This is a genomic window from Waltera sp. (assembly GCF_046969025.1).
Classification (GTDB): domain Bacteria; phylum Bacillota; class Clostridia; order Lachnospirales; family Lachnospiraceae; genus Acetatifactor; species Acetatifactor acetigignens.
The window spans coordinates 105,033-131,346 of the sequence record NZ_JBKVQF010000010.1 but is presented as its reverse complement, the minus strand read 5'-3'; the positions used below and the strand labels follow the sequence as shown (position 1 = coordinate 131,346).

At 48.2% G+C, this 26,314-nt stretch carries 21 protein-coding genes; 3 read left to right on the top strand and 18 right to left on the bottom strand.

Annotated features, from left to right (window positions below; translation table 11 throughout):
* Positions 1–60: 60 nt before the first annotated feature.
* From ACLTOH_RS07665 to ACLTOH_RS07645, 5 genes are all read right to left on the bottom strand, one after another.
* Positions 61–1,236: a glycosidase gene (locus tag ACLTOH_RS07665; protein WP_117465748.1), complete on the bottom strand. Its 1,176-nt coding sequence runs from the start codon at positions 1,234–1,236 to the stop codon at positions 61–63.
* Between the two features lie 29 nt (positions 1,237–1,265).
* Entirely contained in the window at positions 1,266–2,456 is a 1,191-nt protein-coding gene (locus ACLTOH_RS07660) for an AGE family epimerase/isomerase (RefSeq protein WP_412223810.1), read from the bottom strand.
* Positions 2,457–2,477: 21 nt separating this feature from the next.
* A complete protein-coding gene (locus ACLTOH_RS07655) occupies positions 2,478–3,344 on the bottom strand; it encodes a carbohydrate ABC transporter permease (RefSeq protein ID WP_412223808.1) in 867 nt (288 codons plus the stop codon).
* Position 3,345: 1 nt separating this feature from the next.
* The gene (locus tag ACLTOH_RS07650; RefSeq protein ID WP_412223806.1) at positions 3,346–4,356 is read right to left on the bottom strand and encodes a carbohydrate ABC transporter permease; all 1,011 of its coding nucleotides are present in this window, start codon (positions 4,354–4,356) and stop codon (positions 3,346–3,348) included.
* Between the two features lie 92 nt (positions 4,357–4,448).
* Positions 4,449–5,897: an ABC transporter substrate-binding protein gene (locus tag ACLTOH_RS07645; protein WP_412223803.1), complete on the bottom strand. Its 1,449-nt coding sequence runs from the start codon at positions 5,895–5,897 to the stop codon at positions 4,449–4,451.
* 473 nt (positions 5,898–6,370) lie between these two features.
* On the opposite strand from ACLTOH_RS07645, the gene ACLTOH_RS07640 reads away from it, so the two are divergent.
* Positions 6,371–7,318 carry a helix-turn-helix domain-containing protein gene (locus ACLTOH_RS07640; RefSeq protein WP_412223801.1) on the top strand — a complete coding sequence of 316 codons (948 nt, stop codon included), beginning with the start codon at positions 6,371–6,373 and terminating at the stop codon, positions 7,316–7,318.
* On the opposite strand, the gene ACLTOH_RS07635 is transcribed toward ACLTOH_RS07640, so the two are convergent.
* The 7 genes from ACLTOH_RS07635 to pth all read right to left on the bottom strand — a co-directional run bounded on the left by ACLTOH_RS07635 (position 7,266) and on the right by pth (position 17,886).
* Entirely contained in the window at positions 7,266–8,285 is a 1,020-nt protein-coding gene (locus ACLTOH_RS07635; protein WP_227732812.1) for a substrate-binding domain-containing protein, read from the bottom strand. The genes ACLTOH_RS07640 and ACLTOH_RS07635 overlap by 53 nt on opposite strands.
* 112 nt (positions 8,286–8,397) lie before the next feature.
* Positions 8,398–10,605 carry an alpha-galactosidase gene (locus ACLTOH_RS07630; RefSeq protein WP_412223800.1) on the bottom strand — a complete coding sequence of 736 codons (2,208 nt, stop codon included), beginning with the start codon at positions 10,603–10,605 and terminating at the stop codon, positions 8,398–8,400.
* A gap of 99 nt (positions 10,606–10,704) precedes the next feature.
* Positions 10,705–11,334 (bottom strand): NUDIX hydrolase, encoded by a 630-nt coding sequence (locus tag ACLTOH_RS07625; protein WP_412223799.1) that lies wholly within the window; start codon positions 11,332–11,334, stop codon positions 10,705–10,707.
* A 108-nt stretch (positions 11,335–11,442) separates the two neighbouring features.
* Positions 11,443–12,111: a hypothetical protein gene (locus ACLTOH_RS07620; protein ID WP_412223797.1), complete on the bottom strand. Its 669-nt coding sequence runs from the start codon at positions 12,109–12,111 to the stop codon at positions 11,443–11,445.
* A 232-nt stretch (positions 12,112–12,343) separates the two neighbouring features.
* On the bottom strand, positions 12,344–13,378 hold the full coding sequence (locus ACLTOH_RS07615) for a sugar kinase (RefSeq protein ID WP_022313609.1): 1,035 nt from the start codon (positions 13,376–13,378) through the stop codon (positions 12,344–12,346).
* 342 nt (positions 13,379–13,720) lie between these two features.
* Positions 13,721–17,287, bottom strand: a complete 3,567-nt coding sequence (gene mfd / locus ACLTOH_RS07610) for a transcription-repair coupling factor (RefSeq protein ID WP_412223795.1) — start codon at positions 17,285–17,287, stop codon at positions 13,721–13,723.
* A gap of 26 nt (positions 17,288–17,313) precedes the next feature.
* Positions 17,314–17,886, bottom strand: coding sequence for an aminoacyl-tRNA hydrolase (pth, locus tag ACLTOH_RS07605; protein WP_227062112.1), 573 nt, complete (start codon positions 17,884–17,886; stop codon positions 17,314–17,316).
* A 307-nt stretch (positions 17,887–18,193) separates the two neighbouring features.
* Between pth and ACLTOH_RS07600 the strand changes: the two genes are divergently transcribed.
* Together ACLTOH_RS07600 and ACLTOH_RS07595 are read left to right on the top strand one after the other, a co-directional pair.
* The gene (locus ACLTOH_RS07600) at positions 18,194–18,325 is read left to right on the top strand and encodes a hypothetical protein (RefSeq protein ID WP_255713199.1); all 132 of its coding nucleotides are present in this window, start codon (positions 18,194–18,196) and stop codon (positions 18,323–18,325) included.
* Positions 18,326–18,586: 261 nt separating this feature from the next.
* A complete protein-coding gene (locus tag ACLTOH_RS07595; RefSeq protein WP_022313604.1) occupies positions 18,587–19,081 on the top strand; it encodes a QueT transporter family protein in 495 nt (164 codons plus the stop codon).
* A gap of 134 nt (positions 19,082–19,215) precedes the next feature.
* Here the strand turns inward: ACLTOH_RS07595 and ACLTOH_RS07590 are convergent, their stop codons facing one another.
* The 6 genes from ACLTOH_RS07590 to atpG all read right to left on the bottom strand — a co-directional run bounded on the left by ACLTOH_RS07590 (position 19,216) and on the right by atpG (position 26,302).
* A complete protein-coding gene (locus ACLTOH_RS07590; RefSeq protein ID WP_412223792.1) occupies positions 19,216–21,747 on the bottom strand; it encodes a hypothetical protein in 2,532 nt (843 codons plus the stop codon).
* Between the two features lie 14 nt (positions 21,748–21,761).
* Entirely contained in the window at positions 21,762–22,943 is a 1,182-nt protein-coding gene (locus ACLTOH_RS07585) for an SAM-dependent methyltransferase (RefSeq protein ID WP_337537146.1), read from the bottom strand.
* 48 nt (positions 22,944–22,991) lie between these two features.
* Positions 22,992–23,336, bottom strand: a complete 345-nt coding sequence (locus ACLTOH_RS07580; protein WP_412223791.1) for a hypothetical protein — start codon at positions 23,334–23,336, stop codon at positions 22,992–22,994.
* Positions 23,337–23,398: 62 nt separating this feature from the next.
* Positions 23,399–23,800 carry an ATP synthase F1 subunit epsilon gene (atpC, locus tag ACLTOH_RS07575; RefSeq protein ID WP_022312603.1) on the bottom strand — a complete coding sequence of 134 codons (402 nt, stop codon included), beginning with the start codon at positions 23,798–23,800 and terminating at the stop codon, positions 23,399–23,401.
* Between the two features lie 20 nt (positions 23,801–23,820).
* Entirely contained in the window at positions 23,821–25,215 is a 1,395-nt protein-coding gene (gene atpD / locus ACLTOH_RS07570) for a F0F1 ATP synthase subunit beta (protein ID WP_022312604.1), read from the bottom strand.
* Between the two features lie 226 nt (positions 25,216–25,441).
* Complete coding sequence (gene atpG, locus ACLTOH_RS07565; RefSeq protein WP_022312605.1) at positions 25,442–26,302, bottom strand: ATP synthase F1 subunit gamma; 861 nt, start codon at positions 26,300–26,302, stop codon at positions 25,442–25,444.
* Positions 26,303–26,314 lie beyond the last annotated feature (12 nt).

Below are 26,314 nucleotides of genomic sequence, written 5' to 3'. Positions count from 1 at the left end.
TATAAAATTTTCAAAGTTCTTTCATTTTAGCCTTGACTTTTTATTTGCAGGCTGTATTATTTATCTTGCTTCCTGTTTTAAGAACTCTTCATTTCTGCGGATGAGTTCACATCTCTGTGCCACACACTCCACGCTTCTTCCTGGATCGGAAGGGGTGTTGAATACATAATCCACAAGCTTATCTATGGTAGTAGTTGCCACATGCATGCGGGTATCGCTGGATGCGTAGTAGATAAAGACTTCCCCCTTCTCATTCGCGATAGCACCGTTGGTAAATACTACGTTTGAAACATCTCCCACTCTCTCTTCCCCTCTGGGACCGATCAGCAGACCCGAAGGCTCTGCGATCACTTTTGCAGGATCTTTCAGATCCGTTGCAAAAGCATAAATGACGTAACGTAAACCAGCTGCGGTATTACGTACTCCATGTGCGATATGTATCCAACCTCTGTCTGTTTTGATGGGGGTAGCGCCCGCACCATTTTTGGCCTCGGTAATGGTGTGATATTTACGCAGACTGGTCATGCGCTCTTCGTCGATCACTGCATGAGTGATATCGTCACACAGTCCGAAACCAATTCCTCCGCCACTTCCGGTCTCGATGAAATCATCCATCGGTCTGGTGTAGAAAGCATACTTGCCATCCACGAATTCCGGATGCAGCACTACATTTCTCTGCTGGGGAGAACGAAGGGTCTTTAAATTCTCCAGTCTCTCCCAGTGCTTTAAGTCTTTGGTTCTTACAATGCCTGCAGCCGCTACTGCTGCGGACAGATCATTTACGGAAGTATCCTTGCTTTCGGAACAGAACACACCGTAGATGTAACCATCTTCATGTTTGGTGAGACGCATGTCATAGACATTGGTCTCTTCCGGGCAGGTGTCATCTAACAAGATGGGATAATCCCAGAAACGGAATCCATCGACACCGTTGTCACTCTCCGCCACGCCGAAGAAGGACTTTCTGTCATTTCCCTCGATACGGGCTATCAGATAATACTTACCGTTTAATTCAATCGCTCCGGAATTCATGACTGCATTGATACCCAGACGCTCCATGAAATAGGGGTTTGTCTTGGGATTGAGATCATATCTCCAGGTCAGGGGAATATGTTCTCTGGTCAGAACCGGATATTCATAACGGTCATAAATACCGTTGTAGAAATCAGACTTTACATTTTTCCGGGAAAGCAGCTTCTCCTGCTTCTCTTTTTCTATGTAATAACGCTCTAACATATTAGGTATCCTCTCTTAAAATAAATCAATTATTCTGGAATACGTTTCATGACCTCCATGCACATCCTGCCGTTATGGTAAGGGCATTTCCAAGGCTCCACAATGGGGCGGTCAGGATAGGGATTTCCTTCCGGATCCACTTCCCAGAACCATTCGGAACCGGGTCTCTTATCGATCACATGATCACGGATAAATGCCCATTCCTTCTCTGCGGCTTCCAGATATTCCGTTTTCTCCGGCTCTTTCTCATAGTCGTTTAAGAAACCGATCACGGTCTCCGCCTGTACCCACCAGACTCTGTGTACATTCACGACACCTCTGTCACATTCATTGGCCAGAGAGTGTCCGTCGAATGCCACCTTATAGATCTGTGCGGTAAGGTCTCCGGTGATGGCATACATCTTCTGCGTCAGTTCCGGATCATCCAGAACCTTGCAGCCTCTGTCGATCAGCCATGCAGTCTCGATGTCGTGACCGTAGGAATGCAGATCCAGAATGGTGTTGTAATGCTTATCAAAAAACACTTCCTGTCTGTGGAGCTTCGGATTATAAACTTTCTCAGCGAACACATCCATGATCCACAGAAGGCGTCTGCGCACTTTTTCATCCCCGGATACCCGGTACAGCTCCGTATAAGCTTCAAAAACATGAAGCAGGGTATTCATGGTCTTGTCTGCCAGGACACCGTTCTCCGACAATTTCTCATTGGATTCCGGTTTAAAGTCTCTGGTGAATGCTTCCAGATATCCCACCTCATCCATACACGTAGTCTCAATCAGAGTAAACAGCTTTTTCGCCAGCTCCAGGGCTTCTGCATCCCCGCTGGCCTCATAGTAAGAGGACAGCGCGTAGATGCAGAATGCCTGATTGTAGGTATGTTTTGTGGTATCCTTCGGGGTTCCGTCATAGTTTAAAGACCAGTAGATACCGCCATATTCTTTGTCCAGACAATGGTCTTTCAGGAAATCGTAGCCGTGCTTTGCTTCCTCCAACAGGCTCTCGTCCTTCAACAGTGTATATGCGTTGGAGAAGAACCAGGTGATCCTGCTGTTCAGGATACAGCCTTTTTCTGCTTTTTTATCCAGATTCAGATCGTAGTCCAGAAAACCGTAATAACCGCCGAACTCGTCATCCCGCATCCCTTTCCAGAAAGGAATGATTCCTTCGGTCAGATGCTTTTTGATCTCTTCTCTCATTTTCATGGTTTCCGCATTTTTCATATTCCGCACTCTCCTTTGAATTTAACCTTTGACAGCGCCGGAGGTGATTCCACTGTAGATCTGTTTCTGACAGAGCAGGAATACGATCAATGCAGGCAGCAGAGACATCAGTACACCTGCACAGATCAGATTGTATTTGCTTCCAAGAGGTCCGGTGAAAGTATACAGGGAGGTTGCAACCACACCGAGAGTCCTCTTGTCCTGCAGATACAGACTGGCGCAATAATACTCGTTATATACGCCTACTCCCTTAAGCACCATCGAAGTCACGATAGCGGGTTTCAGAAGCGGAAGAATGATCTTCCAGTAAATGGTAAAGTAGGAGGCTCCGTCAATAAATGCGGATTCATCCAACGATACCGAAATATTTTCCATGAACTGGATGAAGATGTAGATGGAGATAACATCCGTACCCATACTCATAATGATGTAACCATACAGATGATTGATAAATCCAAGGTTACTCATGATCTGGTATACAGAGACCTGCATGGCAATTCCGGGAAGGAGAGTTGCAAACAGGAACAGACTGCGGACCAGTCCGTTGCCGGGGAACTTGAATCGGTTCAGTACATAAGCAAGCTGTGTTCCCACCAGGATGGATCCTAACAGTACAAATACCAGGATGATCGCTGAGTTCAGATATGCTCTGCCCATGTTGGCACGGTTAAAAGCGTCAATAAAGTTCTGGAAGATCAGCCAGCTTTCCGGCAGGGTCATAACATTGGTGCTCTGATATTCTGCGTCGGTCTTGAATGCTGTGATGACACAGGATACAATGGGCAAAAGTGCCACGAAAGAGAAGAATACCAGGCTGAAATACTTAATAACGATCCAGATGACAGCGCCTGCGCTGTAATGTTTGTGGTTGGTTTTCATCTTTGCCATCTTACACTGCCTCCTTCTTCCATCTTCTCTCTCTTCTGAGACGTTTTCTTCTGGTATATTCTTCATTATCCGCATCGGAGCTTCTAAATACCAGTTTGAAGAAAAGCTTTTGTAAAATTGTTGCTGCAAAAATGATCAGTAACAGTACCACAGCCATGGCAGACGCAAGACCTACCTGCTGGTTGGTATGTGCGATCTTGTCCATCAATACGAAGTAGGTTGCGGTTCCGCCGCCACCCTTGGTGATAACGTAGGGAGGATCGAAAGCACTCAGGGAACCTGTGATAGATAGGATCACGTTCAGCGTAACGATGGTCTTAATGCTGGGTAAGATAATATGTATAAACTGTTGGAATTTATTGGCACCGTCCAGCTCTGCTGCCTCGTACATCTCGGAGTCCACGGACATGATGGCACCGATGAAGAGTACCATGTTGTTGCCGTAATAACGCCATACCGAGGAAGCCACCAAAGAGATATTGTTAACGCTCTTGTCCTTCAGCCAGAACGGAAGACTTTCTAAGTTAAATACACACCACTGTAATACTGTATCGAATACAAATCCTCTGGTGTAGAAGAATTTGAAGATAAATCCAATGGCAATACCACTGATCAGATAAGGGAAGAACATGAATCCCTTGAACATATTGCCAAACTTGGTCTTAAAGCTAAGGATCGTTGCCAGGTACAACGCAAGTACCAGCTGCACCATTGCGCCTGCCATGTAATAAAGGCTCAGCTTCAAAGCACTGAAGCATTCATCTTTCTTAAATACGTCGATGTAGTTCCGAAATCCTACAAACTGTCTTTTGTCTACCGGGGTAGCATATTTCATTTTATAAAAACTGAATTTTACCATCTCTCCAAAAGGAAGATAGGTGAACACGAACAGCAAAAGCAGGGGAATGATCATGAAGGACAGTATGACGATGGTCTGTTGTCCGTTCCTGCCCTTTACCCATTTTTTCATGCTGAAGGGTTTTTTTGTTTTCTTCATTGTCTCTGCACTCATCGAAATACCTCCATACCCTTCTCTCTTAGATAAGAGGGAACCGGATAAATGGTTCCCTCTCACTTCAGAAGATTAAATTAGTTACCTATTAATTACTGGATCTCTACACCACAGCTCTCCTGTGCGGAAGTCCACTCTTCGTTCCACTCGTCGATGATCTCATCATAGGTCTTGGAACCATCTGCTGCACACTCTACCAGCTCCTGCATCTTGGTCTCACCGTTGTTGTTGATGTTAAGACCACTTTCAGCGTTCAGCTCGTTTAACAGATCCTCTTCGCCTTCGATCGCAGGCTCATCCACTACGAAGTCGATACCCTTGAATGCTGCATAGAAATCCGGTAATCTGGTATCCTTGATAGCAACGGGAAGTCCGCCACAGTCATAGGAGAATCCGGATTCTTCTGTCATGAACTTAACGAAGCACAGAGCTGCTGCCTGATTGTCTTCGGTGGTGCTGGCATTGATACCAAAGCTGTAGTCAGGGCCTACAGATGCTGCCTGCTTACCGCTGGTCAGGGTAATAGGGAAAGGCATATAAGCGATGTCGTCAGCGTTGTCACCGGCTTCCTTCATCTGAGGAACTGCCCAGGAGCCAAGAACCATGCAAGCGATCTGACCATTGTTGATCATACCCTTACAACCTTCCCAGTCCGTGGTGGAGTAGTCTTCCTCGGTAAGGCCTTCAGCAACTGCATCGTACATTACTTTGTATACGTTGTAAGCGCCTGTTCCGTCGCCGGGATCAGCAAAAGGATTGGCTGTGTGCAGTAACTTCTGGTTCATATAAGTGCTGTCTCCGGTAGCACTGCCGCTGATAGCGGGATCCCACTGGCCGCCCATTGCCCAGCCTGCTGCGTAGTTGGTGTACATAGGAATGATAGAGCTGTCATACTCTTTGATCTGCTTTAATGCTGCGATGAAATCCTCGGGAGTCTTAGGCATCTCGGTGATTCCTGCTGCTTCGAATACTGCCTTGTTATATACGATACCACCGCTAACACCTGCGGTGTAAGGAACACCGTATACAGTGCCTTCGTACATCTGGTTGTAGTAGTTAAGCTGTCCGTCCATCTCGGTAGTAGTTCCAAGAGGAAGGAAGTATGTGCTTAAGTCAGCCTTGTCAACTGCGGGGATAAACATAACATCGCCCCAGTCACCGCCCTGCAGACGAAGCAGCGTATCACTTGCATAGTCGGTGATACCTTCAATATCAACAGTGATGTTGGGATACATCTCGTTGAATGCATCAATGTAAGTCTGGAAAGGAACTGCTGCGCCGTCCTCTAACAGGTCGGTACGGTTGGTCAGAACCTTAATGGTTGTAGTAATGTCTGTGTAATCCTCACCCAAAGAAATGTTTGCATAATTCAGACCGGTTACCTCTGCCTCTGCGGTTCCTGCTTCCGTAGAAGCTTCTGCGGTTGCAGGGGTACTACTTGCACTGCTTTCAGCAGCACCGTTGTCTGTGCTTCCACATGCTGCCATAGACAGTGCCATGACTGATGCTGTGGAAAGAGCTAAAAACTTTTTCATCTTCATAAGAAATCCTCCTAGTTTTCCGAAGGAAAATCCGAGTCCTCTGACGAGGAGAGGATTTAGCCTCCTTGTTTTTTGTTACATTTGATAGCGTTTACTGTTTTGTAACTTAATTTAATTATACATAATCATATTAATTAATCATCAACTATTCTTGTTTTTAATCTCTTATTCTTGCTATTTTCGTTATTATCTTCTATTTTCACAAGTTCTATGCCTATATTTTGTACATATTATACAATTAAAGTAATTAATTTGAGTTAAATTAGCTGATTTAATTAACTAATTTTGTTTTCTTTGCATCCTTTGTCATTGAAACAACTTAAATAATGGCTTATAATGTATTTAAGCTTAATTATTTTTTTCAAAAAGCATGTTTCTAGTGTGAAAAATAAATTTTTCACATGAAGTTTTGTTCCTGCACAAGCTGCTAAAGCAGCCGAAGTTTGAAGATCGCGGAAAGGCAAGGTTTTTGTATGAACATTTCCACCACTTTTCTCAATGCATTGAAGCACACTTCCTCCGGTGTGGAGGGACAACGTTCCCCGGAGATCCTCCTGGGACAGATCTACAAAGTATCCCTGGAAGAAAAAGGCTTTTTACTGCCTCTGGCCGGTGGAGAATTCCGCCTGTCAGATCCCTTTTATTATGAATGGAACCCATTTCCTTCTTATCTGCTGCTCTACACCTTAGAGGGTAGTGCTCTCCTTACCACCCGGGACAGTGAGGTGGTCCTGGATCACGAGCATCTGTTGTTCTTAGATTGCAGTCAGGGCTTCTCCCTCCGACTGCTGCAGGGAAAGTGGCGCTTTCAGATGTTTTTCTTAAGCGGAAGGGAACTTTCTTCTTATTATAACATATTTGAAGCTAATTTTACCTGTTGTTATCCGATTCCCATCGGTTCCTGTGTCTCACAGCGCATGCAGCAGCTGACCAAATTTTCATTCACCCCGACTCCTGCAGAGCAGATACAGCTTCACCGAGAACTGACCGACATGTTCGCAGAACTGATGCTGTCCGCCCTGTCCGTCTCCCGGGATGTGAAGCCCATTCCTGCTTATCTGCTGTCCATGAAAGCGGATTTTGAAGAAAACTATGCTGAAAATCACTCTTTGGAATACTTTGAGCAGACTTTGGGCATCAGCCGCTACCGTCTGTGTCGGGAATTCTCCGCTACATTCCATACTTCCCCGCTGCAATATCTTCAGGGGAAAAAAATAGAAGCAGCAAAATCACTGCTCCTATCTACGGATAATCCGATTCACGAGGTGGGGGCTATGGTAGGCATCGACAATACCAATCATTTCATCCACCTGTTCAAAAAGCACACCGGTGTCACACCCTTCGTCTACAGGCAGAATGCACCGCAGTCTATACGTGAGACACACTGTCCTTCAGTACCAGTCGGCCTTCCACCACGGTAACTCCGGACTTATAATTATCACTGGTGATCTTCTTGATCATATTATGAATGGCTCTTCTCGCCATCTCTCCCATATCTACTTCATACGTCGTGATATGGATGTCACTGAGCCCCGGATACAGGTAGTTATCAAAGCCGACCACAGAGATGTCCTCCGGCACACGATATCCGTTCTCTCTCAGTTTCTTGATCAGAAAGCTCGCAGTCAGATCGCAGTTGCATACGAATGCGGTAGGCATATCCTTGGGAAGCTGCAACATATTCACCGTATCGATCTTACCTGTCTCAATGTGCCGATCGTCCACGACCCATTCCTTTTTCTGCTCCAGTCCCAGCTCCAAAAGAGCCTTCTGATAACCAAAATACCGGTCCGTAATACTCTCGGTAGCAAGCAGGGTTCCCACATAAGCAATTTTGTGATGTCCCATCCGATACAGATAGTAGGTCAGTTCATAGGTTCCGTAATAACTGTTGGAAATAACGGAATCGCTGGCTTCCCTTCCGTTATAATAGTCCAGATAGATCACCGGGATCCCGGCTTCTGTATTCAGATGCTGCAGGTAAGTATCCATCATCTTACCGATAACGATAATGCCATCCACCTTGCGTTCCTGTACCAGCTTCGGCATTCTGCCGTTCTCTTCCTCTGACATTCCGATGACCTCCAGCATGGTAAAGCATTCCTTTGCCGTGGCTCTGGTAGCTACCGCCTGGTACATCTGCCAGTAAAATGATTCATATTTATCAAGGAATCTCTCAGAGATCAGAATACCGATATTGTAGCTCTTCTGGTTCTGACTTTTTCTTGCCGCTGACGGCTGCTGATAACCCAGTTCCTCCGCAATGCTGCGGATCTTCTCCCGGACTTCCTCGCTGACGCCTTTTTGTCCGGACAGTGCCTTGGACACTGTTACTGTGCTGACTCCAACTCTCTCTGCGATATCTGCTAATTTTACTGCTTTTGCCATAATTTTGTACTCCTTATCGCTATTTTTCTACACATTTCCCGATAAATCGTCAATTATACTTCCATATTAGATTTCTAAAAATCGTTTGTCAAGGCATGTCACTGCCTTAATTTTACACCTCGGTCAGATGGATCAGCTTACTGCGGTAGTCTCCCCACAGAGGTGTCACCAGCAGTCCTGCCTGCATCAGCACGTCGCCGCCAAAGATTTCCCCGGTCTCCTCGATGCGATACTGTTTCTCCGGTGCCAGGCCTTTCAGACGTACTCTCCTGCTGTGGAAGTTCGGTCGGGAAAGTACCTGTACATAGGTTACCAACGCTTCTTTCTGATCCTTGGATGTCACCTGATAGCAGTCATAATTACCGTTTTCCAAAAATGATGCAATCCGGGAATAATCTCCTCTGCGGATCAGGTCGTTGTATTTGTGATACATGGCGGTCTGTGCTGGAATCTGCTGTCTGTCCTTCTCCGGGATCTTCGTAATGTCCAGTTCATAGCCGAAGGTGCCTGCCAGTGCCACATGACCTCTGGTCTCAAAAGGAGTCACTCTTCCCACCGTATGGTTGGGGCAGTCCGATACATGGGCGCCCATGGTGGACAGCGGATACAATAACATCGTGCCCTCCTGAATTTTCAATCGCTCAATGGCATCCATGTCATCGGAGCACCAGATCTGCGGGCTGTAATATAACATACCCGGATCAAATCTCGCTCCGCCGCCGGAGCAGTTCTCCAGAAGCAGATGCGGGAATTCCTGCAGCAGTCTGTCCTGCAGTTCATACACACCCAGCACATATCTGTGATAGAGCTCTCCCTGACGGTCTGCGGGCAGTTCCACGCTTCCCAGATCCGACAGCTGCCTGTTCATGTCCCATTTCACATATTCAATATTGGCACTGTGCAACACTGCCGCCACGCTTTCAAAGGCATGATCTCTGACTTCCTTTCGGGACAGATCCAGCACATACTGGTTCCTGCATAAGCTGCCTGCCCGTCCCGGAATGGCGATGGCCCAGTCGGGATGCTCTCTGTACAGCTCCGAATCCGGGGAGATCATCTCCGGCTCAAACCAGATACCAAACTTCATTCCCAGTGCATTGACCTGCTCCACCAGAGATTTTAAGCCCCCCGGCAGTTTCTGCTCATTGACCTTCCAGTCACCTAAGCTGGTACTGTCATCGTTACGGTGTCCGAACCAGCCGTCATCCATGACCAGCATCTCAATGCCGAGCTTTGATGCCTGTTCTGCGATCTTCAGTAGTTTTTCCGTGTTAAAATCAAAATAGGTAGCTTCCCAGTTATTGATCAGAATCGGACGCTTTTTATCCCGGTATTCTCCACGGATCAGATGCTCGCGGTACATATCATGATAATGATGTGTCATACCGCTAAGCCCCTCTGAAGAATAAGTCATTACTACTTCGGGCGCAGCAAAGCTTTCTCCCTGCTCCAGCTTCCATACAAAATTCTCCGGATGGATCCCCATAGTCATACGGATGGAGTCGAACTGTGACAGCTCTGCCTGTGCCAGGAAATTACCGGAATATACAAAATGCATGCCGTAGACTTCACCTGTATCCTGCGTCGCATTTTCTGACAGCAATGCAATAAACGGATGCTCCTGGTGGGAGGATTCTCCTCTGACAGACCCAACGCTCTGCTTACCATGCATCAGGCTTCTCCTCTCCATCTGACGTTCTCTCCCCCAGGAACCGTGCAAGGTAAGGATGTCATACTTTTCATCCGTGCAGTCCAGATCCAGGCAGGCAGACATAACTTTTGTCACATAAATAGGCTGCCCTGCCGTATTTTTCAGGATCACACTGCGGGTGATCACATCTTCCTCTTCAAATGTAGTATAGATCAGGTCTGCAGCCAGACCGATGACCGGATCCGCCAGATGTAGGATCAGGGTATCGCAGTCCTCATCCCCCGGAAATGTGGAAGGAAGTCCCGGCAGTGCCGGCTTCTCCTTTACGATCTCATGAGAGACATACTGTAACTGCACTCCTACATGTCCCTGTGCTGTCCGCACGGAAATGGCGCTTTCTCTGTAATCTCCCAGACCGTTTCCCGGATATTCCATGGGGAAAGAATCCAGAAATGACACACGCTCTCTGTTATTCTGTGACGGAACGAAGGGTGCTTCTCCCGTACGCAGCAAATATACCGGTGCCGGTGTATTCTCGGTATACTGCAATTTCTGACCGTAATATACGTGTCCCACAAAATTCTCCTGATCTACAATTGCTAGAAGATAGCTGGTGTGTTCCGTGTCCAACCAGAAGGTTCTGTCCTGTTCGATGTATCTGATTGCCATAATTTACCTCTTCCTTTATAAAAATTAATAACCAATAGCCGTTTTCACAATATCGGTTCTTCCGGGCATTTCCGAATAATAAATCGCCCAAGGGTTCTGTCACAAATATAAAAAAGCAAACGGTGCTTCCGGTTCTGTCTTCAAAAACTGCATCAGCATCAGTCCACAGCGCATGGACACCCGTTCTTCCCGCAGGATACAAAGTACTTCCTGTCTGTCTGCCAGGATCACCTGAATATCCTCGGTATTTTCCATCTGCTGTCCCACATTCTCTGTCACGGTTCCGAAGATCATGCTGCCGCTCTCGTCTGTCAGCCCCTGTGCCAGGAAAAATCCTCTTCGGAAAGCCGGTTCTCCGCCTTCGTAGACCTCCAGCCTCCAGCCGGTCTCTTCGATCATTTCCCGGCAGGCGGCTTCCGAAGCAGTCTCCTCCGGCTCGATCAGTCCCGCCGGCAATTCATACAGATAATCATTCACGGGATACCGATACTGACGCACCAGCACCAGTTTCTCTCCGTCCTCTGTCACTGCGTAGACCGCCATGCCCTCGGGGCGCATACTGTGGGTCTTGTGTTTGATATTGTTTTCATCATTTCGGGACGCAAAATAATAATGAAACGGCGTTCCGTCCCGTCCCAGGGCATCAATGTGATACAGGTTCAAAAACGGATTGTCCGTCTGCTTTTTGATTCCCCGATAATGTTTTCTGTCATTTTCATTTGCGTCCATGTTATCCATTCCCTCTTTATACTCCATGCCTTCCTGTTCCCATCGTGCTCTGTCATCCACGTTCCCACAGCGCATCATCTGCCGCAGGCGCAGGCAGCCGTGACGGAACTACTGTAGGATCTCCTCCAACAGTGCCACTGCCAACTCCGGATTCTTCATGCCATCCGCCAGCCCCACGGCTGCGGTCTCCTGATACCATCCGGTCTTCCTTACCCATTCGTTGTTCTCAAGCCAGATTCCCGCCACAATCGTTTCTCCCGTCATGGTATTTAACACCATGATCTGCTGATCTTCATATCTGTCCAATAGTTCCTTAGGCAGATAATCCCTTAAATCCGCCAGATAATCCGTGCCTCCCATGAGCTTCAAAAACTCTTCGTCAGAAAAAAACACATCCACCGACCGGGTCATGAACAATACCTGGATCGTGCTGAGATTCGTGGAATCCACATCGGAATCCGAGTTGGGATCGATCCAGATCGTATAGTTTAAGTTGACCACATCCCGTTTGGAAGTCACACCGTGCTCCCGCAGGAAATCCGTAAAATAATCCGAGCTGGTGGCCTCGATCTGTTCCCCGTCCGTATTCACCGCCATGACACCCATAATGAAACTGGTCTTGGTGGCAAAATGTACGATCAGGAAAATAACAACAGCAATCCCCGCTGCCACACCTATGGTGATCCACAGGTAATAATCTATAAAATACTGCCATTTCTCGGCAGGAGACAGTTCTTTCCGTTGCTCTTTCTGCCGGATACGATCTTCCTTTTCCAAGCTGCTGTCTCCCTTCCGTTTCTCGAATCTTCCGTCTGATAATATCCTGCTTTTAGTAATATATCAGTCTTTAGTATATCAAACTAATTTAATCTTGTATAGCAGACTTTTTAATATATTTTAGGCTCAATTTTGTTAAAAATAAACAGAAAAAGCCCTGCCATGCACTTAAATTAACATGGCAGAGCTTTGTGTTTTCTATTTGTTCGATCAGATAAGAAGGGGAAATGCTTTAGCGGTCCATCTCCGCAATACGTCCGGTGGACTTGTGCTCCTTGATGATCCCCTGGATCTCCTTTAAGTCGGTGCACAGCAGGTCACCGGGGATGGTGTTCTTAAGTGCGCTGATAGCATTGCCGTATTCCAGTGCTCTCTGATACTCACCGGGATGTGCCAACAGTCCGTACAGGACACCGGAGATATAAGCGTCACCGCTTCCGATGCGGTCTACGACTTCGATATCGGTGTAAGGTGCCTCCTCATAATAGGTATCATCCTTGGCACTGTAGATAATGGAGCCGAAGGTATGACGCTTCGGGCTATGTACAATACGCTGTGTGGATGCCACGATGGAGATTGGATACTCCTCCGTGAAGCTCTTCATAATGCTCTTGGCATCGCCTTCCTTCAGGAAGGTCAAACGCGCCGTGTCCTCGGAGCAGAAGAAGATGTCCACATAAGGCAGAATGGATTCGATACATTCCTTCGCCTCGGCGCCGGTCCACAAGTTCCCACGGAAGTTCACATCGAAGGAGATGATGGCCCCCTGTGCTTTAAAGCGCTTGATCATCTCAACAGCGGTAGCTCTCAGCTCCGGGCTGAGAGCCAGTGTGATGCCGCTGGTATGGAAGCAGCGGGTATCGCTGTATATCTTGTCATCATAGTCATCAACGGTCAGCTTGTTGATGGAGGTATTCTTACGGTCATATACAATACGGGGCTTTCTGGGGTAAGCACCATTCTCATAGTAGTACACGCCCAATCTGGCATCCTTGTCATCATCGTATACCAGATAGTCATCGCTGACACCGCAGAGACGTACACGGTTCTTGATATATACACCCAGGTCATTGGCCGGAAGCTTGGAAATGATACCGCAGCGCAATCCCAGCATTGCCGCACCGGTAATGGCATTCAGTTCTGCGCCTCCTGCCTGCTTGCTGAAGCTGTCGCCTCTGGTAATACGCTCATTGTCGGGCGGTGATAATCTCAGCATGATCTCTCCCAGGGAGAGCAGGTCAAATTCCTTCTTCTCAGTCAGTTCCATAATATAAACTCCCATCTGCATATTTTGCCAAATGCTTTATCAGAATTTCACCGTTACTCCTTACAGTGCAGCGTTGAAACCCCTTACATTTTTTCTTTACATTTGTACTATATCACATATGCACGGCCTCGGTAAAGACACTGGACATTAATTAAAAATTTAACGAATCCACATATTCAAAATAGTCATCCTCGCTGGCAAATAAGATATATTCATTCTCCACATATCCCATATATCCGCAGGCAGTCACATATCCTTTCATAAAAAATACCTCCTTATCAGAATCCTTTCGTTCCCTGTTCTGATAAGAAGGTATCATTTTTAAAGTCCCATAAAACTCTCTTAATTATTCTGAACCGGCTCTGTTTCCAGCACCAATTCTTTCATTTCTTCCAATAATTCCTCGGTTCTGCCCATCAAAAGCTCCGCATCGGTCTCCACCAGTCCCGTCTTTTTATACTTATAGGTAAAAAACGGATTGCCGTAAGCGGTAAAACTTAATTCATCCTTATGCTTTTTCAGGAAATCCGGAATCTTGCGGGGATCGATCTTCGCATCCGGCCGGAAGTTGAAGGTAATGCGTTCGTTCTTGCCCTTGATCTCCGTCATGTCCAGACTGTGGGCCGCCATACGGATGAGGGCGATCCGCAGCAGATTGTCCACTGCCTTGGGGATGTTGCCGAAGCGGTCTAACAGTTCATCCTTCATTTCATCCCGCTCTTTTATCGTCTCGATGCCGGCGATCCGTTTGTAAATATCCAGCTTCTGTGTCTCGTTGACAATGTATTCCGCCGGAATGTAAGCATCCACATCCAGATCGATCACCGTAGCGAAATCCACTGCCGTATGAATGCCCTTCAGGTTCTGCACCGCTTCGTTCAGCATCTTGCAGTACAGGTCATATCCCACGGCCTCCATATGTCCGTGCTGACTTAATCCCAGCAGATTACCGGCGCCGCGGATCTCCAGATCACGCATGGCGATCTTGAAGCCGCTGCCCAGATCCGTAAATTCCTTGATGGCCGCCAGCCGCTTTTCCGCCACTTCTTTTAACATCTTATCCCGCTTGTACATCAGAAAAGCATAGGCATTCCGGTTGGAACGACCCACACGGCCTCTGAGCTGATACAGCTGGGACAGGCCCAGATTGTCCGAGTCATGAATGATCATGGTGTTTACATTGGAGATATCCAGTCCGGTTTCTATAATAGTGGTGGACACCAGCACATCGATCTCTCCGTTAATGAAATCAAACATGATCCGCTCCAGCTCATGTTCCTTCATCTGTCCATGGGCGTATGCCACGTTGGCTTCCGGCACAAGCTTTGCGATCTGTGCTGCGATATCCGCAATATTGTTCACCCGGTTGTAGACATAGTAGATCTGTCCGCCCCGGGCCATTTCCCGGACAATGGCCTCTCTCACCAGTTCGTCATTGTATTCGCAGACAAAAGTCTGGATCGGCAGTCGGTCATTGGGGGCCTCCTCCAGCACGCTCATATCCCGGATACCGATCAGGCTCATATGCAGTGTCCGGGGAATGGGGGTTGCCGTCAGGGTCAGCACGTCCACGTTTTCTTTTAATTTCTTGATCTTCTCCTTATGGGCCACACCGAAACGCTGTTCCTCGTCAATGATCAGCAGACCCAGATCCTTGAACTTCACATCCGCAGATAATACTCTGTGGGTACCGATCACGATATCCACCATGCCCTTTTCTAGATCCTTCACCGTCTTTTTGATCTCCGATGGCGTACGGAAACGACTCATCAATGCGATGTTGATGGGAAAATCCTTCATTCTCTGCACAAAGGTGTTGTAATGCTGCTGTGCCAGAATGGTGGTGGGCACCAGATAGACTACCTGTTTTCCCTCCTGCACAGCCTTGAAAGCGGCCCGAATGGCGATCTCGGTCTTGCCGTAGCCCACATCTCCGCAGATCAGGCGGTCCATGATCCGATGGCTTTCCATATCCGCCTTGGTGTCCGCGATGGCATTCAGCTGATCCTCTGTCTCTTCAAAGGGGAACATTTCCTCGAACTCCCGCTGCCACACCGTATCTTTTCCAAAAGCATAGCCCTCGCTCTGCTGTCGGACAGCGTATAATTCCACCAGATCCTTCGCCACGGCGCTGACGGCGCTGCGCACCTTCGTCTTGGTGTGCTCCCATTCCTTACCGCCCAGTTTGTTCAGCTTCGGCTTCTTCGCCGCATCGGCGGAGGCATACTTCTGGATCACATCCAGCCCGGTGGCCAGAATGTACAGGTTGCCGCCGTCCCGGTATTCGATCTTGAGGTAATCCTTGACGACCTTGTCTACCTCTACCTTCTCGATGCCCTTATAGATGCCCAGTCCGTGGGTCTCATGTACCACATAATCCCCGATCTTCAGGTCGTTGAAATCATTGATCTTCTGCCCCTGATAGAGCTTTTTCTTCTTTTTCTTACGCTTCTCCGCTCCGAAAATATCACTCTCGGACAGCACCACGAATTTCAGCCAGGGGTATTCAAAGCCCTTATTGACATGACCGTAATAGGTCAGGATCTCCCCGGGCTGTACCTCCCGCATGGGGTCTTCCGTGTATACTGCCGTCAGTCCGGCATCCTCTGTGTTCCGCAGATCCTCCGCCAGACGTCTGGCTCTGGTACGGGAACCGGACAACAGCAGCACCCGGTAGCCGTTCTTTTTATATTTTTTCAGATCCTTGACCAGTGCTTCAAAGCTGTTGTTATAAGGGGCGATGTTGCGGGCAGCAATATCCACATGCATTTCCGTCCTAAAATATCCGTACTTGGTCTCCATGGTAGCCAGCGTCACCACGGCATTTTTCTCCAATGTGGCCGCCACCTGCTCTCCGCTGTAGAGAATATTCATCTGTCCCGGCAGCACATAGCCTTTTCTCGCACGCTGCTCCATGCTCTCCCGGAATTCCAGTTCAATGGCGTCCGCCTGCTCTTTCACCCTCGCCGGTTCGTCGATATAGAAGACCAGAGAACGCCCCGCCATATCCGCTAGCAGTTCCGGCATGGTTACCGTATTTTCATAAAAATAACGGATGTAGCCTTCCAGATTGATCTTACTCTGGAACTCCAGCAGCTGCTCTTTCAATTCGCTGACCTGTGTGGCGATCCTGTGGGCTTCCTCCGGCTGGTGGGCATCCCGGAAGATTTTTTCCTGTTTGTCTGCTTCTTTTTCAAGCTTACTGATTCCCTTGCGGATCTGCTCCTCAGACAACACGAACTCCGTCGCCGGGTAGACAGTGATGCTCTCCAGCTTCTCAATGGAACGCTGGCTCAGGATGTCGAAGCTGCGGATGGACTCCACCTCATCTCCCCACAGTTCGATACGATAGGGGTTTTCCTCCGTCAGATCAAAGATATCCACAATGCCGCCACGGATGGAGAACTGCCCCGGGCTTTCCACCTGATAGGCTTTCTCATATCCCATAGCCACCAGTCTGGATGCCAGTTTGCTCTCGTCCAGACTGCCGCCCCGCTCGGTGCGGATGATGTCTTTCTCCTCCCACAATACCTGCGGTGTCATCAGTGCCGCATAGGTGGTAACAATGGTGACCGGCTTACCCTCCACGACTCTGCGCAGGGTCTTGATCCGCTCCTGCACCAGCTGATTGCCGTGGATATCCGCCTGGAAAAAGATCAGGTCCTTCGCCGGATATAGCATGACATTTCTGTCATAAAAGCGGTATTCCTCGTAGATCTCTTTGGCCTTTAAGTCACTATAAGTAACGATGACCTTGTATTTCAGGCCATCGCTGAGTCCGTAGATCATATGAAGTTTCTGGGAGTCCACACAGCCGGACAGAGCTACGGTTCCTTTTCCCTGTCTGGTCACTTTCCGGATCTCATCATATTCCGCCAGTTCTTTCAGTGGCGCAATCAGTGCCTGCATCGCTTTTTCCTCTTACTATACAACCGTTACGCTTTCTTACTGTTAAAATGGTTCATGGCTGTATCCGCATTCTCAGTGATGATCATACGGATAGCTTCTGCTGCGGTCTTCGCCGCTTCGTCCATGATGCTTCGTTCCTCCGCCGGAAAATGTCCCAACACGTAGTCTGCCAGATCGAAGGTCTTCGGCTTCTCTCCCACGCCCATACGCACGCGGATAAAAGTATCATGCCCTAACATTTTGATGATATTCTTGAGGCCGTTATGGCCACCGGCGCTGCCCTTTTTGCGGATGCGGATCTGTCCCACATCCAGGCTGATATCATCGGAGATCACGATCAATTCCGTGGTATCATCCACCTTGTAATAGTCCACGATCTCCCGGATGCTCTCTCCGCTTAAGTTCATGAAGGTCTGGGGCTTCGCCAGGATCACCTTCTGCCCTGCCACGTAGCCTTTGCCGATCAGTGCCTTATGCTTACTCTCCATGACGGCGATATTTTCTTCCTCTGCTAATCTGTCTATGACATCAAACCCGATATTATGTCTGGTATTTTCATATTCTTTGCCTGGATTTCCCAGCCCTGCGATAATATACATAGCTTTCTCCTTACTTTCTTGCAATCAATGCGTTAACTTATATTTTCGCATTTTTACGCAGAAAATGCAACTATTGGTTATTTTGCACAAATTTTATTTTCGGGAAAACAGCCAATTTCCGCATGGCATATTTCGTTACTTATTTTCCGAATCTAAAGTATCTATTCCCGGCATTGTATTTTATAATAATAGTGGAGTGTTACCAAAACGGTAAGCGGTTCACCTTTCGCCAAAATGATGACATTTTGAGAGCTTCCAGTATTATTGGAGGTGATACAGATGGGAAATCTATTGAAAGGTACATAAGATGCTGGAAACAGTGGTAGGCATTGTCGGTATTGTTGTTACGATCATCAGTATCATCGTAACGCTTATCAGTATCGTACAGACTGCACGGAAACATAAACATCAAAAAAGCAACCGCCCTCGCCAGGATTGAGTTGCTTTTTTGATAAGTAACTATTAACTTAGGTGAACCGTTGCTGTACGGTAGCACTCTTTTCTTTTATTATCCTAACACTCTCTTTTGATTTCGTCAATAAAATTCACCATTTACAAAAATCCTTGTACCCGGGCTTGACTTTTTCCGGAATACTGGTATACTGGTAAGGCTGAAATGCCCTGAAATCAAGGCTTTTCGGAAATCCATTCGTGTGTTCGGGACCTTCCACACGTAAATAAAAACTAAAGGAGAAAACAAATGAACAAGAAAGTACTGTACCTCGTACACGGAGCGGTGATTGCTGCTCTCTATGTTGTGCTGACCATGTTAGCCAACGCTCTGGGACTGGCAAATTATGCCATTCAGGTCCGCTTCTCGGAAGCCCTGACGATTCTTCCCGTATTTACCCCTGCTGCCATACCGGGACTTTTCCTGGGATGTATCATCAGCAATACCATGACCGGCTGCATGCTGCTCGACATTATCTTCGGCAGCCTGGCAACGCTGATTGGTGCATTTGGCACTTACCTGCTGCGGGATAGGAACAAATGGCTGGCTCCCCTGCCTCCCATCATTGCCAACACCATTATCGTTCCTTTCGTGCTGGCTTATGTGTATCATTTAGAAGGTGGTATTCCTTATTTCATGCTGACCGTAGGCATCGGGGAAGTGATCTCCTGCGGCATCCTGGGCATGCTGCTTCGCACCGTGCTGCAGAAATATCGCAAATACATTTTTGACGTACAGAAATAAGTTATGATGCCAGGGTCAAAAGGTCTAAGCCCACATGAGCTTGCTCATATCGGGTGGGATTGTGGGAGTGCGTAGCACGGAACAATCCGCAGGCATCAAAGTCGGGGGCTTTTGCCCCCGACATCATAAGCTATTTAATTCTCTGTTCTCATGTATGTGATGAAATGATTGCCATTCTCAGCAAACCACGCTGTGGCATCGTTCATTCCTTTCTTATACAGCTTTCCGGTGGAAGGTTCCATAATGACCACATTGAATTCATTAAATCCGGTCACCAGCACCGCTTCCCCGTCCTCCAGGATCGCCAGTACCGGAATATCCTGATTCACATAATACAGTACCGCATCCAGACTACAGCCGCTCAGATCCAGTACCTGTACGCCTGTCATATTTTCTTCCAGAATCTGTATGGCCGTCTTACCCTGCGCCAGGTCATATTCGGTGTTGCGGGTGATTCCGGCATGCCGCAGGATATTGTCCAGACATACCGTCAGGCTGTTCTTCTGGTCCGTGACACTTTCTTCCTTGATTGCCATGATCTGGTTTCTGCTGACACGATTGCCCTTCAGCCATACCGTAATGCCTCGGTCGTTCGCAACAACCCCGGCGGAATCGTAGGCTTCCTTCACCGCTTTCCCGGGAGCACTGTAAATGCCCTGTACCCCATAAGCATTGTATACATAATATCTGGAAACTTCGCTGACCGCATCCAGTGTCAGTTCTCTTCCGCCCTCAAATACGACCTCCTTCGGATTCAGCACCTTGATAGTCCTGGTATCAATGGTTGTCTTGGTCTGTATCTGCACATATCTCTCATAAATATCAATATCCGCTGTGACTACTTTATTCTGTCCCGGCTCTTCTTCCACATTGTTCATGATCTGGTCATCCAGGATCTCCTGATAGCTGCCGTTCTCAGAACGCTGTATTCTCGACAGGGTGATCTGATTGCCCTCGATGGCGCAATCCACGATGTAGATGCCATCCTGTCCGTATTCCTTCAGATTATCTCCGGAAGAATTGCTGATGCAGACCTTATACATGGGGTAAAAGATCTGTCCGGAATTCTCTGTCCGGATGTCGCTCTCCCTGGCCACGCCGTAGATAATATCTTCTCCCATGAAGCCAAGCGGCCGGATAGCCTCACCGTCCTCCGCCCGGATCACTGTCTGTTCTCCGGTATTCAGATTCCGGACATTCAGCTGGTTGCTGTGGTTGATGTCATCCCCTTCCTGCCATACGATGATCTCATGGTTCTCCGATACCTGAAGGCTGTCATCCTGTCTTATACTTACCAGCTGTTCAGCGCTGCGATTCTCCAGATCCACATCATAGACACCGTTTTCCAGGAAAAAATATACATGTTGCTGTCTGTTCCGGTACAGCAGCTGTTCCATCTCATCCTTCAGCACCGCATAGCTCTTGGAATATGGGATATAGACTTCTTCCTCGATCGTATTCAGCGAATTGTCATAGCTGATGATCTGAATGCCGGTCTCTCCCTCATGTCTTCCGCGATTCATGTAACCATACACGGCAAATTTCACATTACCGCCCTCGTCTACATCCAGAATCTTGATGCCATGATTGTCATACAGAGTCCGCCGGTCGGCATTATCTTTATCATAGAAGGAGAAGATCACTGTCAGTCCGTTGGTAGCCGCATTATAGCTGAGTAACTGCCCCATATCGGAGAACACCACGGTATTGCCATCCGCGCTCTCCATCATATCCACATTTTCATCCGTGATTCCCAGAAGGATCTTGTCATTGGCATACATCCGGGTAGTATCCGGGATCTGTGTCATGGTACGCTCATAATCCAGCAGATACATTCTCTCCGAAGTATATCTGACTCTGTAATACTCTTCGACATTGTAGTAGATCTTATTTTTGCCCTCTCCGGTGGATACCACAAAATCCATCAGCAGAGAGGCCACATTCCCACTGATCTGTGTCAGCCGGATGGAAGCCGCGTCCTCCTGGACCGGTTCCAGACTGCCCCAGGTGATCTGCTGAAAGCTGCTGTGAATATTCACTTTATGAAAAGTGCCGTTATCTGTCAGCTTGGAATTCGGTTCCAGATATTTCGTCAGTTCCTTGGCCACTTCCTTGTCGTATAATTTTCCGTGGAAATCTGTCGCAAATTCCAGGATTTCCGAAATATGCACATCATCATTCCATAAAATAGTCGTATAATAATATACCTTCTGTTCCCCTTCCAGTTCCAGGATCAGGGTCAGACTGTATTGTGTATTCGTGTCGATCAGGTCTTTTAACGTAAGGGAAACGGAAAAGCTTTTCCCATTTGCCTTCCATCCGGTGACTTCACTGTTCTCGATCAGCCGGCTGCCGTCGATGCTGCGAACCTCTGTCGAGATCCCCGTAATTTCTCTTCCGAACGTATCCACGGTGAAATTCGCCTGTCTGCCCTCCCCCAGCAGAGTAATGCAGTCCTTCTGGTAAGCCACATCCATCTCCACGGTATTTCCGTGCAGTTCATTGCATGCCACACCGCCGCTTTCCATGGTGATCATAGGCAGAGTGGCCGGAGCCATCTCCATGGTCATATTGTTATGTCCCTGATTCATAATGCTGCCGATGATCAGTGCTGATGCCAGAAATACTACAACACACACGGCAATTCTAATGATCGTTTTCTTCATTCTTGATTCTTCACTCATTCATTATTCAGCAATTTTTCCAGTGTCGGTGCCACATGGAGCAGTTCCTCCACAGTACCGATATCTGCGCTTTTCTTCGGGCGCATACCGTTCTTTTTCACTGCCCGGATCAACAGATTCTTCGGGGTATGTTCCATATCGATGAATTCCAGGATCTGGGTCTCATAGCCCTGTTGTTCCAGCAGATTTGCTCTCAGAGCATCGGTGAGCAGTGCAGCCACGCGCTCCTTGATGATGCCGTATTTTAACACTGGTTTTAAAGGATCACATTTTATCTGCCGGTTCAGTTCATGCTGACAACAGGGAACCGCCAGAATGACTCTGGCCCCCCATTTTACCGCCTTGTCTAACGCATAATCTGTGGCAAGGTCACAGGCATGCAGGGTCACCACCATGTCCGCCACATCTGTGCCCTCGTAGGTACTGATGTCTCCCCTCTCGAACTTTAATCTGTCATACCCCAGCTTTTCCGCCAGTTCATTGCAGTGTTTTATCACATCGGTCTTCAGATCCAGTCCGGTCACCTGGATATCTCTATGCTGTAATTCATGCAGATAATAGTACATTGCAAAGGTAAGATAGGATTTGCCGCAGCCAAAATCAATAATGCGGATGGTACGGTCTTTCGGCAGTTCATCGATCACATCCTCGATAAATTCCAGATACCGGTTGATCTGACGGAATTTATCAAATCTCGCCCTGGTCACCCGGCCGTCCGGGGTCTGCACGCCCAGTCCTACCAGGAAATCCACCGGTTTTCCTTCCTCTAAAATATAATGCTTGGTACGGTTGTGAGCCAGTGCCTGCAGTTCCTCCTCTTCAGAAGCAGCCGCCCCCTCCGTCCGCGGTGACTTGCCACTGTTTTTCACCTTCAGTGTCAGCTTGCCTTTTTTGCTGACCAGAGCGGTGGCCTGCAGGGTCTTCGCTGAGAATTCTCCCTGCCGGAACTGCTCCTGTAAGGCGGTGCAGATCCGGTCCGTCAGCTGTTCTGCTGTAAAATTCTCGTGAAACACCTGAGTTCCTCTGTAAGCAGTCTCCTGGAACAACAGTTCCTCCCGGATCAGCACCGGGCGGATCTTTACCTTCTGGGTCTGTTCCGGATGACGGCTGTTGCTCAGGATGATCTGCTGCAGATCTTTATTCAAAATTTTCTGTAAAAGTATTTTCAGTTCTTCCATGGTTTATCCTGTTTTTCAAATGTTTTGCGCATATTATAGCACGCTTTCCTATAAGAACGCAATCATTCCCCGTCGTCCACCGTGTCTCCTTTTGTAGATCTCATTGCACACCAACACATGGATCAGATCATTTGATACTTTTTCCGCTTCCTGTTCCAGGATCGTGCTGATCGTATCCGCTATCCGGAACAGACTCAGGCGGTCCGGATATTCATCATAGATCATGCTTCCTTCATAGTCGTATTTGTCCAATATTTCCGCAATCCTGCGCTGACAGCGTCTGACTTCTCCGGGATAGGTCTGCTGCAGATATTCCAGATCATTTAAGATCTCGTTTTCATCCATTCTCCCCGGATAGCCCGGAAGTGTCATAAAAAAAGGCCTTGATACCATATCCAAATGCCTCATGCTTTTTTATAGCATATGCGTAAAAGAAAAAAGAGGTGCTGCGAAGCTTATCGCAGCACCTGAATTCTCGCCATTGCTCTCTGCAATGCCGTCTCTGCCCTGGCAATATCCGTCTCCGGCGTCTTGCTGCGCAGTCTCTCTTCCGCACGGTGCAATGCTGCCTCCGCACGGTTTTCATCGATCTCATTCGGCCATTCGATAATCTCTGCCAGAATGGTAACTCCTTCGGGAAGGATCTCGGCGAATCCGGAATGCAATGCTGCTTCCTTCTCTCCGTCCTTCTCCGTAATATGCAGGATACCCGGCTTCACGATCACCGTCAGGGGAATGTGGCCCGGAAGGACACCAATCTGTCCTTCCGTGGTATTGAATTCTACCATATCCACAATTCCCTCATAGAATACTCTTTCCGGGGTTATGATACGAAGTGTGAATTCTTTATCTGCCATATCTGTACTCCCCTCTCATGCTATGCATGAACCTTTGCCAGTACATCATCAATGCTTCCGGCATTCAGGAAGTAGCTCTCCGGAATATCATCATGCTTACCGTCCAGGATCTCACGGAATCCACGGATGGTCTCGCTGATAGGTACATATTTTCCTTCCAGACCGGTGAACTGTCCTGCCACGAAGAAAGGCTGGGACAGGAATCTCTGGATCTTACGGGCACGGGATACGACCAGCTTGTCTTCCTCGGACAGCTCATCCATACCGAGGATAGCAATAATATCCTGTAATTCCTTATATCTCTGCAGGATCTCCTGTACACCGCGGGCGGTCTCATAATGCTCCTTACCTACGATTCTGGGATCCAGAATGCGGGATGTGGACTCCAGAGGATCCACTGCGGGATAAATTCCCAATTCTACAATAGAACGGGACAGAACCGTGGTGGCATCCAGATGTGCGAATGTGGTCGCAGGTGCCGGGTCTGTCAGGTCATCCGCAGGCACATAAACTGCCTGTACGGAAGTAATGGAACCGTTCTTGGTGGATGTGATACGCTCCTGGAGCGCACCCATCTCTGTCTGTAATGTAGGCTGGTATCCTACTGCGGAAGGCATACGGCCTAACAGTGCAGATACCTCACTTCCGGCCTGGGTGAATCGGAAGATGTTGTCGATGAACAACAGCACATCTTTTCCGCCCTTGTCACGGAAGTACTCTGCCATGGTCAGTCCGGTCAGACCGACTCTCATTCTTGCTCCGGGGGGCTCGTTCATCTGTCCGAATACCATGGTGGTCTTGTCCAATACGCCGGACTCCTGCATCTCGTGGTACAGGTCGTTACCCTCACGGGTACGCTCGCCTACACCGGTGAATACGGAATATCCGCCGTGCTCGGTTGCGATATTACGGATCAGCTCCTGGATCAGTACGGTCTTACCTACACCGGCACCACCGAACAGACCGATCTTACCACCCTTCTGATAAGGGCAGAGCAGGTCAACGACCTTAATACCGGTCTCCAGCAGTTCTGTGTCCGTAGACTGCTCTGCGAAGGTCGGTGCGGCACGGTGGATAGGCTCGTAAGACACTCCTGCCGGTACCGGCTTGTTATCAATCGGCTGACCCAGTACATTAAATATTCTGCCCAGGGTATTCTCTCCTACCGGTACGGAAATGGGAGATCCGGTGGCGATAGCCTCCATTCCTCTCACAAGTCCGTCGGTAGTACCCATGGCAATACATCTGACAGTGTCATCACCCAAATGCTGGGAGACTTCCACTACCAGTTCTCCTCCATCTCTGGTAGGGATGCGGATCGCGTCATTGATCTCGGGAAGTTTGCCCTCATCGAAGCGTACATCCAGTACGGCACCGATGACCTGGGTGATCCTTCCTTTATTCTCTCCTGCCATTTCTACCTCTTTCCTGCCCACTATGCGGGCATTTCATAATCAACTCACATTTTGCACTTATGTCCCTGACAGGTTTGTATCATTCCTAAGCAGACCGTAAAGAAACGTCGGCACTTAATGAGCGCTTCAGCGCGAATTTAGTACCGCTACGTTTCGATCCGAGCGAAAGCGTGTCTGCGTGGAAGATACAAAGCCTGTCAGAGAAAAGCAGTGCAAAATATAAATATTAAAGCGCCTCTGCGCCTGCAATGATCTCTGTAAGCTCCTGGGTAATGCTTCCCTGTCTTGCGCGGTTGTACTTCAGTGACAGATCACTGATCATATCCTCCGCATTGCTGGTGGCATTATCCATGGCCTGCATACGGGCACCGTTCTCACTGGCTGCCGCTTCCATCAGTGCACCATAGATCAGACTGGATATATATTTCGGTATGATCATATCCAGTGCTTCCACATCTTCCGGTTCGAAATTCATCAGCGCATCGGCACCCTCTGTGGATGCACCCGCCTCTGCATCATATTCCACGGGCAGAAGCTTCAACAGCTTCGGCTCGTGGCTCACCGTGTTCTTGAAGTGTGTGTATGCCAGATAAATCTCGCCGATCTCTCCGGCTGCAAATGATGTCAGCAGTTTGTCCGACAGAAGCATTGCTTCGGCATATGTGGGCTCTTCGATGACCTCCGGATAGGATTCCTTCACGGTATATCCCTTTCTCTCCAGAATCTCCCGGCCCTTATTACCGATGGCATAGACCACAACGTCTTCTGCCTTCCACTCCTCCTGTCCAGTGATCAGCTTGGCCACATTGGAGTTGTAACCGCCTGCCAGACCTCGGTTGGAGGTGATGACAATGACCGCCTTTTTGGGGGAAGCCCCCGGAACGAGATACTTATGTTCCAGATGACCTACCCTGGACAGGATATTGTTTACGGTATCATACATACAGTCAAAATACGTCTGAGAACGTTCTGCACCTGCTCTGGCTCTCTGAAGCTTTACCGTAGATACCAGCTTCATGGCCTTGGTGATCTGCTGTGTGCCCTGAATGCTGGTCTTACGGCGCTTGATATCACGCATTGATGCCATAGTTACCTCTCA

Bases quoted from the DNA above. Each gene is read 5' to 3' on its own strand.
- ACLTOH_RS07635 (WP_227732812.1), bottom strand. From the start codon at position 8,285: ATGGCAAAAGCAGTAAAATTAGCAGATATCGCAGAGAGAGTTGGAGTC.
- ACLTOH_RS07630 (WP_412223800.1), bottom strand. From the start codon at position 10,605: ATGGCAATCAGATACATCGAACAGGACAGAACCTTCTGGTTGGACACG.
- ACLTOH_RS07660 (WP_412223810.1), bottom strand. From the start codon at position 2,456: ATGAAAAATGCGGAAACCATGAAAATGAGAGAAGAGATCAAAAAGCAT.
- atpG (WP_022312605.1), bottom strand. From the start codon at position 26,302: ATGGCATCAATGCGTGATATCAAGCGCCGTAAGACCAGCATTCAGGGC.
- atpC (WP_022312603.1), bottom strand. From the start codon at position 23,800: ATGGCAGATAAAGAATTCACACTTCGTATCATAACCCCGGAAAGAGTA.
- mfd (WP_412223795.1), bottom strand. From the start codon at position 17,287: ATGCAGGCACTGATTGCGCCACTGAAAGAACTGGCGGAATATGATGAG.
- ACLTOH_RS07650 (WP_412223806.1), bottom strand. From the start codon at position 4,356: ATGAGTGCAGAGACAATGAAGAAAACAAAAAAACCCTTCAGCATGAAA.
- ACLTOH_RS07645 (WP_412223803.1), bottom strand. From the start codon at position 5,897: ATGAAGATGAAAAAGTTTTTAGCTCTTTCCACAGCATCAGTCATGGCA.
- ACLTOH_RS07625 (WP_412223799.1), bottom strand. From the start codon at position 11,334: ATGGACGCAAATGAAAATGACAGAAAACATTATCGGGGAATCAAAAAG.
- ACLTOH_RS07580 (WP_412223791.1), bottom strand. From the start codon at position 23,336: ATGGTATCAAGGCCTTTTTTTATGACACTTCCGGGCTATCCGGGGAGA.
- ACLTOH_RS07640 (WP_412223801.1), top strand. From the start codon at position 6,371: ATGAACATTTCCACCACTTTTCTCAATGCATTGAAGCACACTTCCTCC.
- ACLTOH_RS07600 (WP_255713199.1), top strand. From the start codon at position 18,194: ATGCTGGAAACAGTGGTAGGCATTGTCGGTATTGTTGTTACGATCATC.
- ACLTOH_RS07655 (WP_412223808.1), bottom strand. From the start codon at position 3,344: ATGGCAAAGATGAAAACCAACCACAAACATTACAGCGCAGGCGCTGTC.
- ACLTOH_RS07665 (WP_117465748.1), bottom strand. From the start codon at position 1,236: ATGTTAGAGCGTTATTACATAGAAAAAGAGAAGCAGGAGAAGCTGCTT.
- pth (WP_227062112.1), bottom strand. From the start codon at position 17,886: ATGTATATTATCGCAGGGCTGGGAAATCCAGGCAAAGAATATGAAAAT.
- ACLTOH_RS07590 (WP_412223792.1), bottom strand. From the start codon at position 21,747: ATGAAGAAAACGATCATTAGAATTGCCGTGTGTGTTGTAGTATTTCTG.
- ACLTOH_RS07595 (WP_022313604.1), top strand. From the start codon at position 18,587: ATGAACAAGAAAGTACTGTACCTCGTACACGGAGCGGTGATTGCTGCT.
- ACLTOH_RS07615 (WP_022313609.1), bottom strand. From the start codon at position 13,378: ATGGAACTGACTGAGAAGAAGGAATTTGACCTGCTCTCCCTGGGAGAG.
- ACLTOH_RS07585 (WP_337537146.1), bottom strand. From the start codon at position 22,943: ATGGAAGAACTGAAAATACTTTTACAGAAAATTTTGAATAAAGATCTG.
- atpD (WP_022312604.1), bottom strand. From the start codon at position 25,215: ATGGCAGGAGAGAATAAAGGAAGGATCACCCAGGTCATCGGTGCCGTA.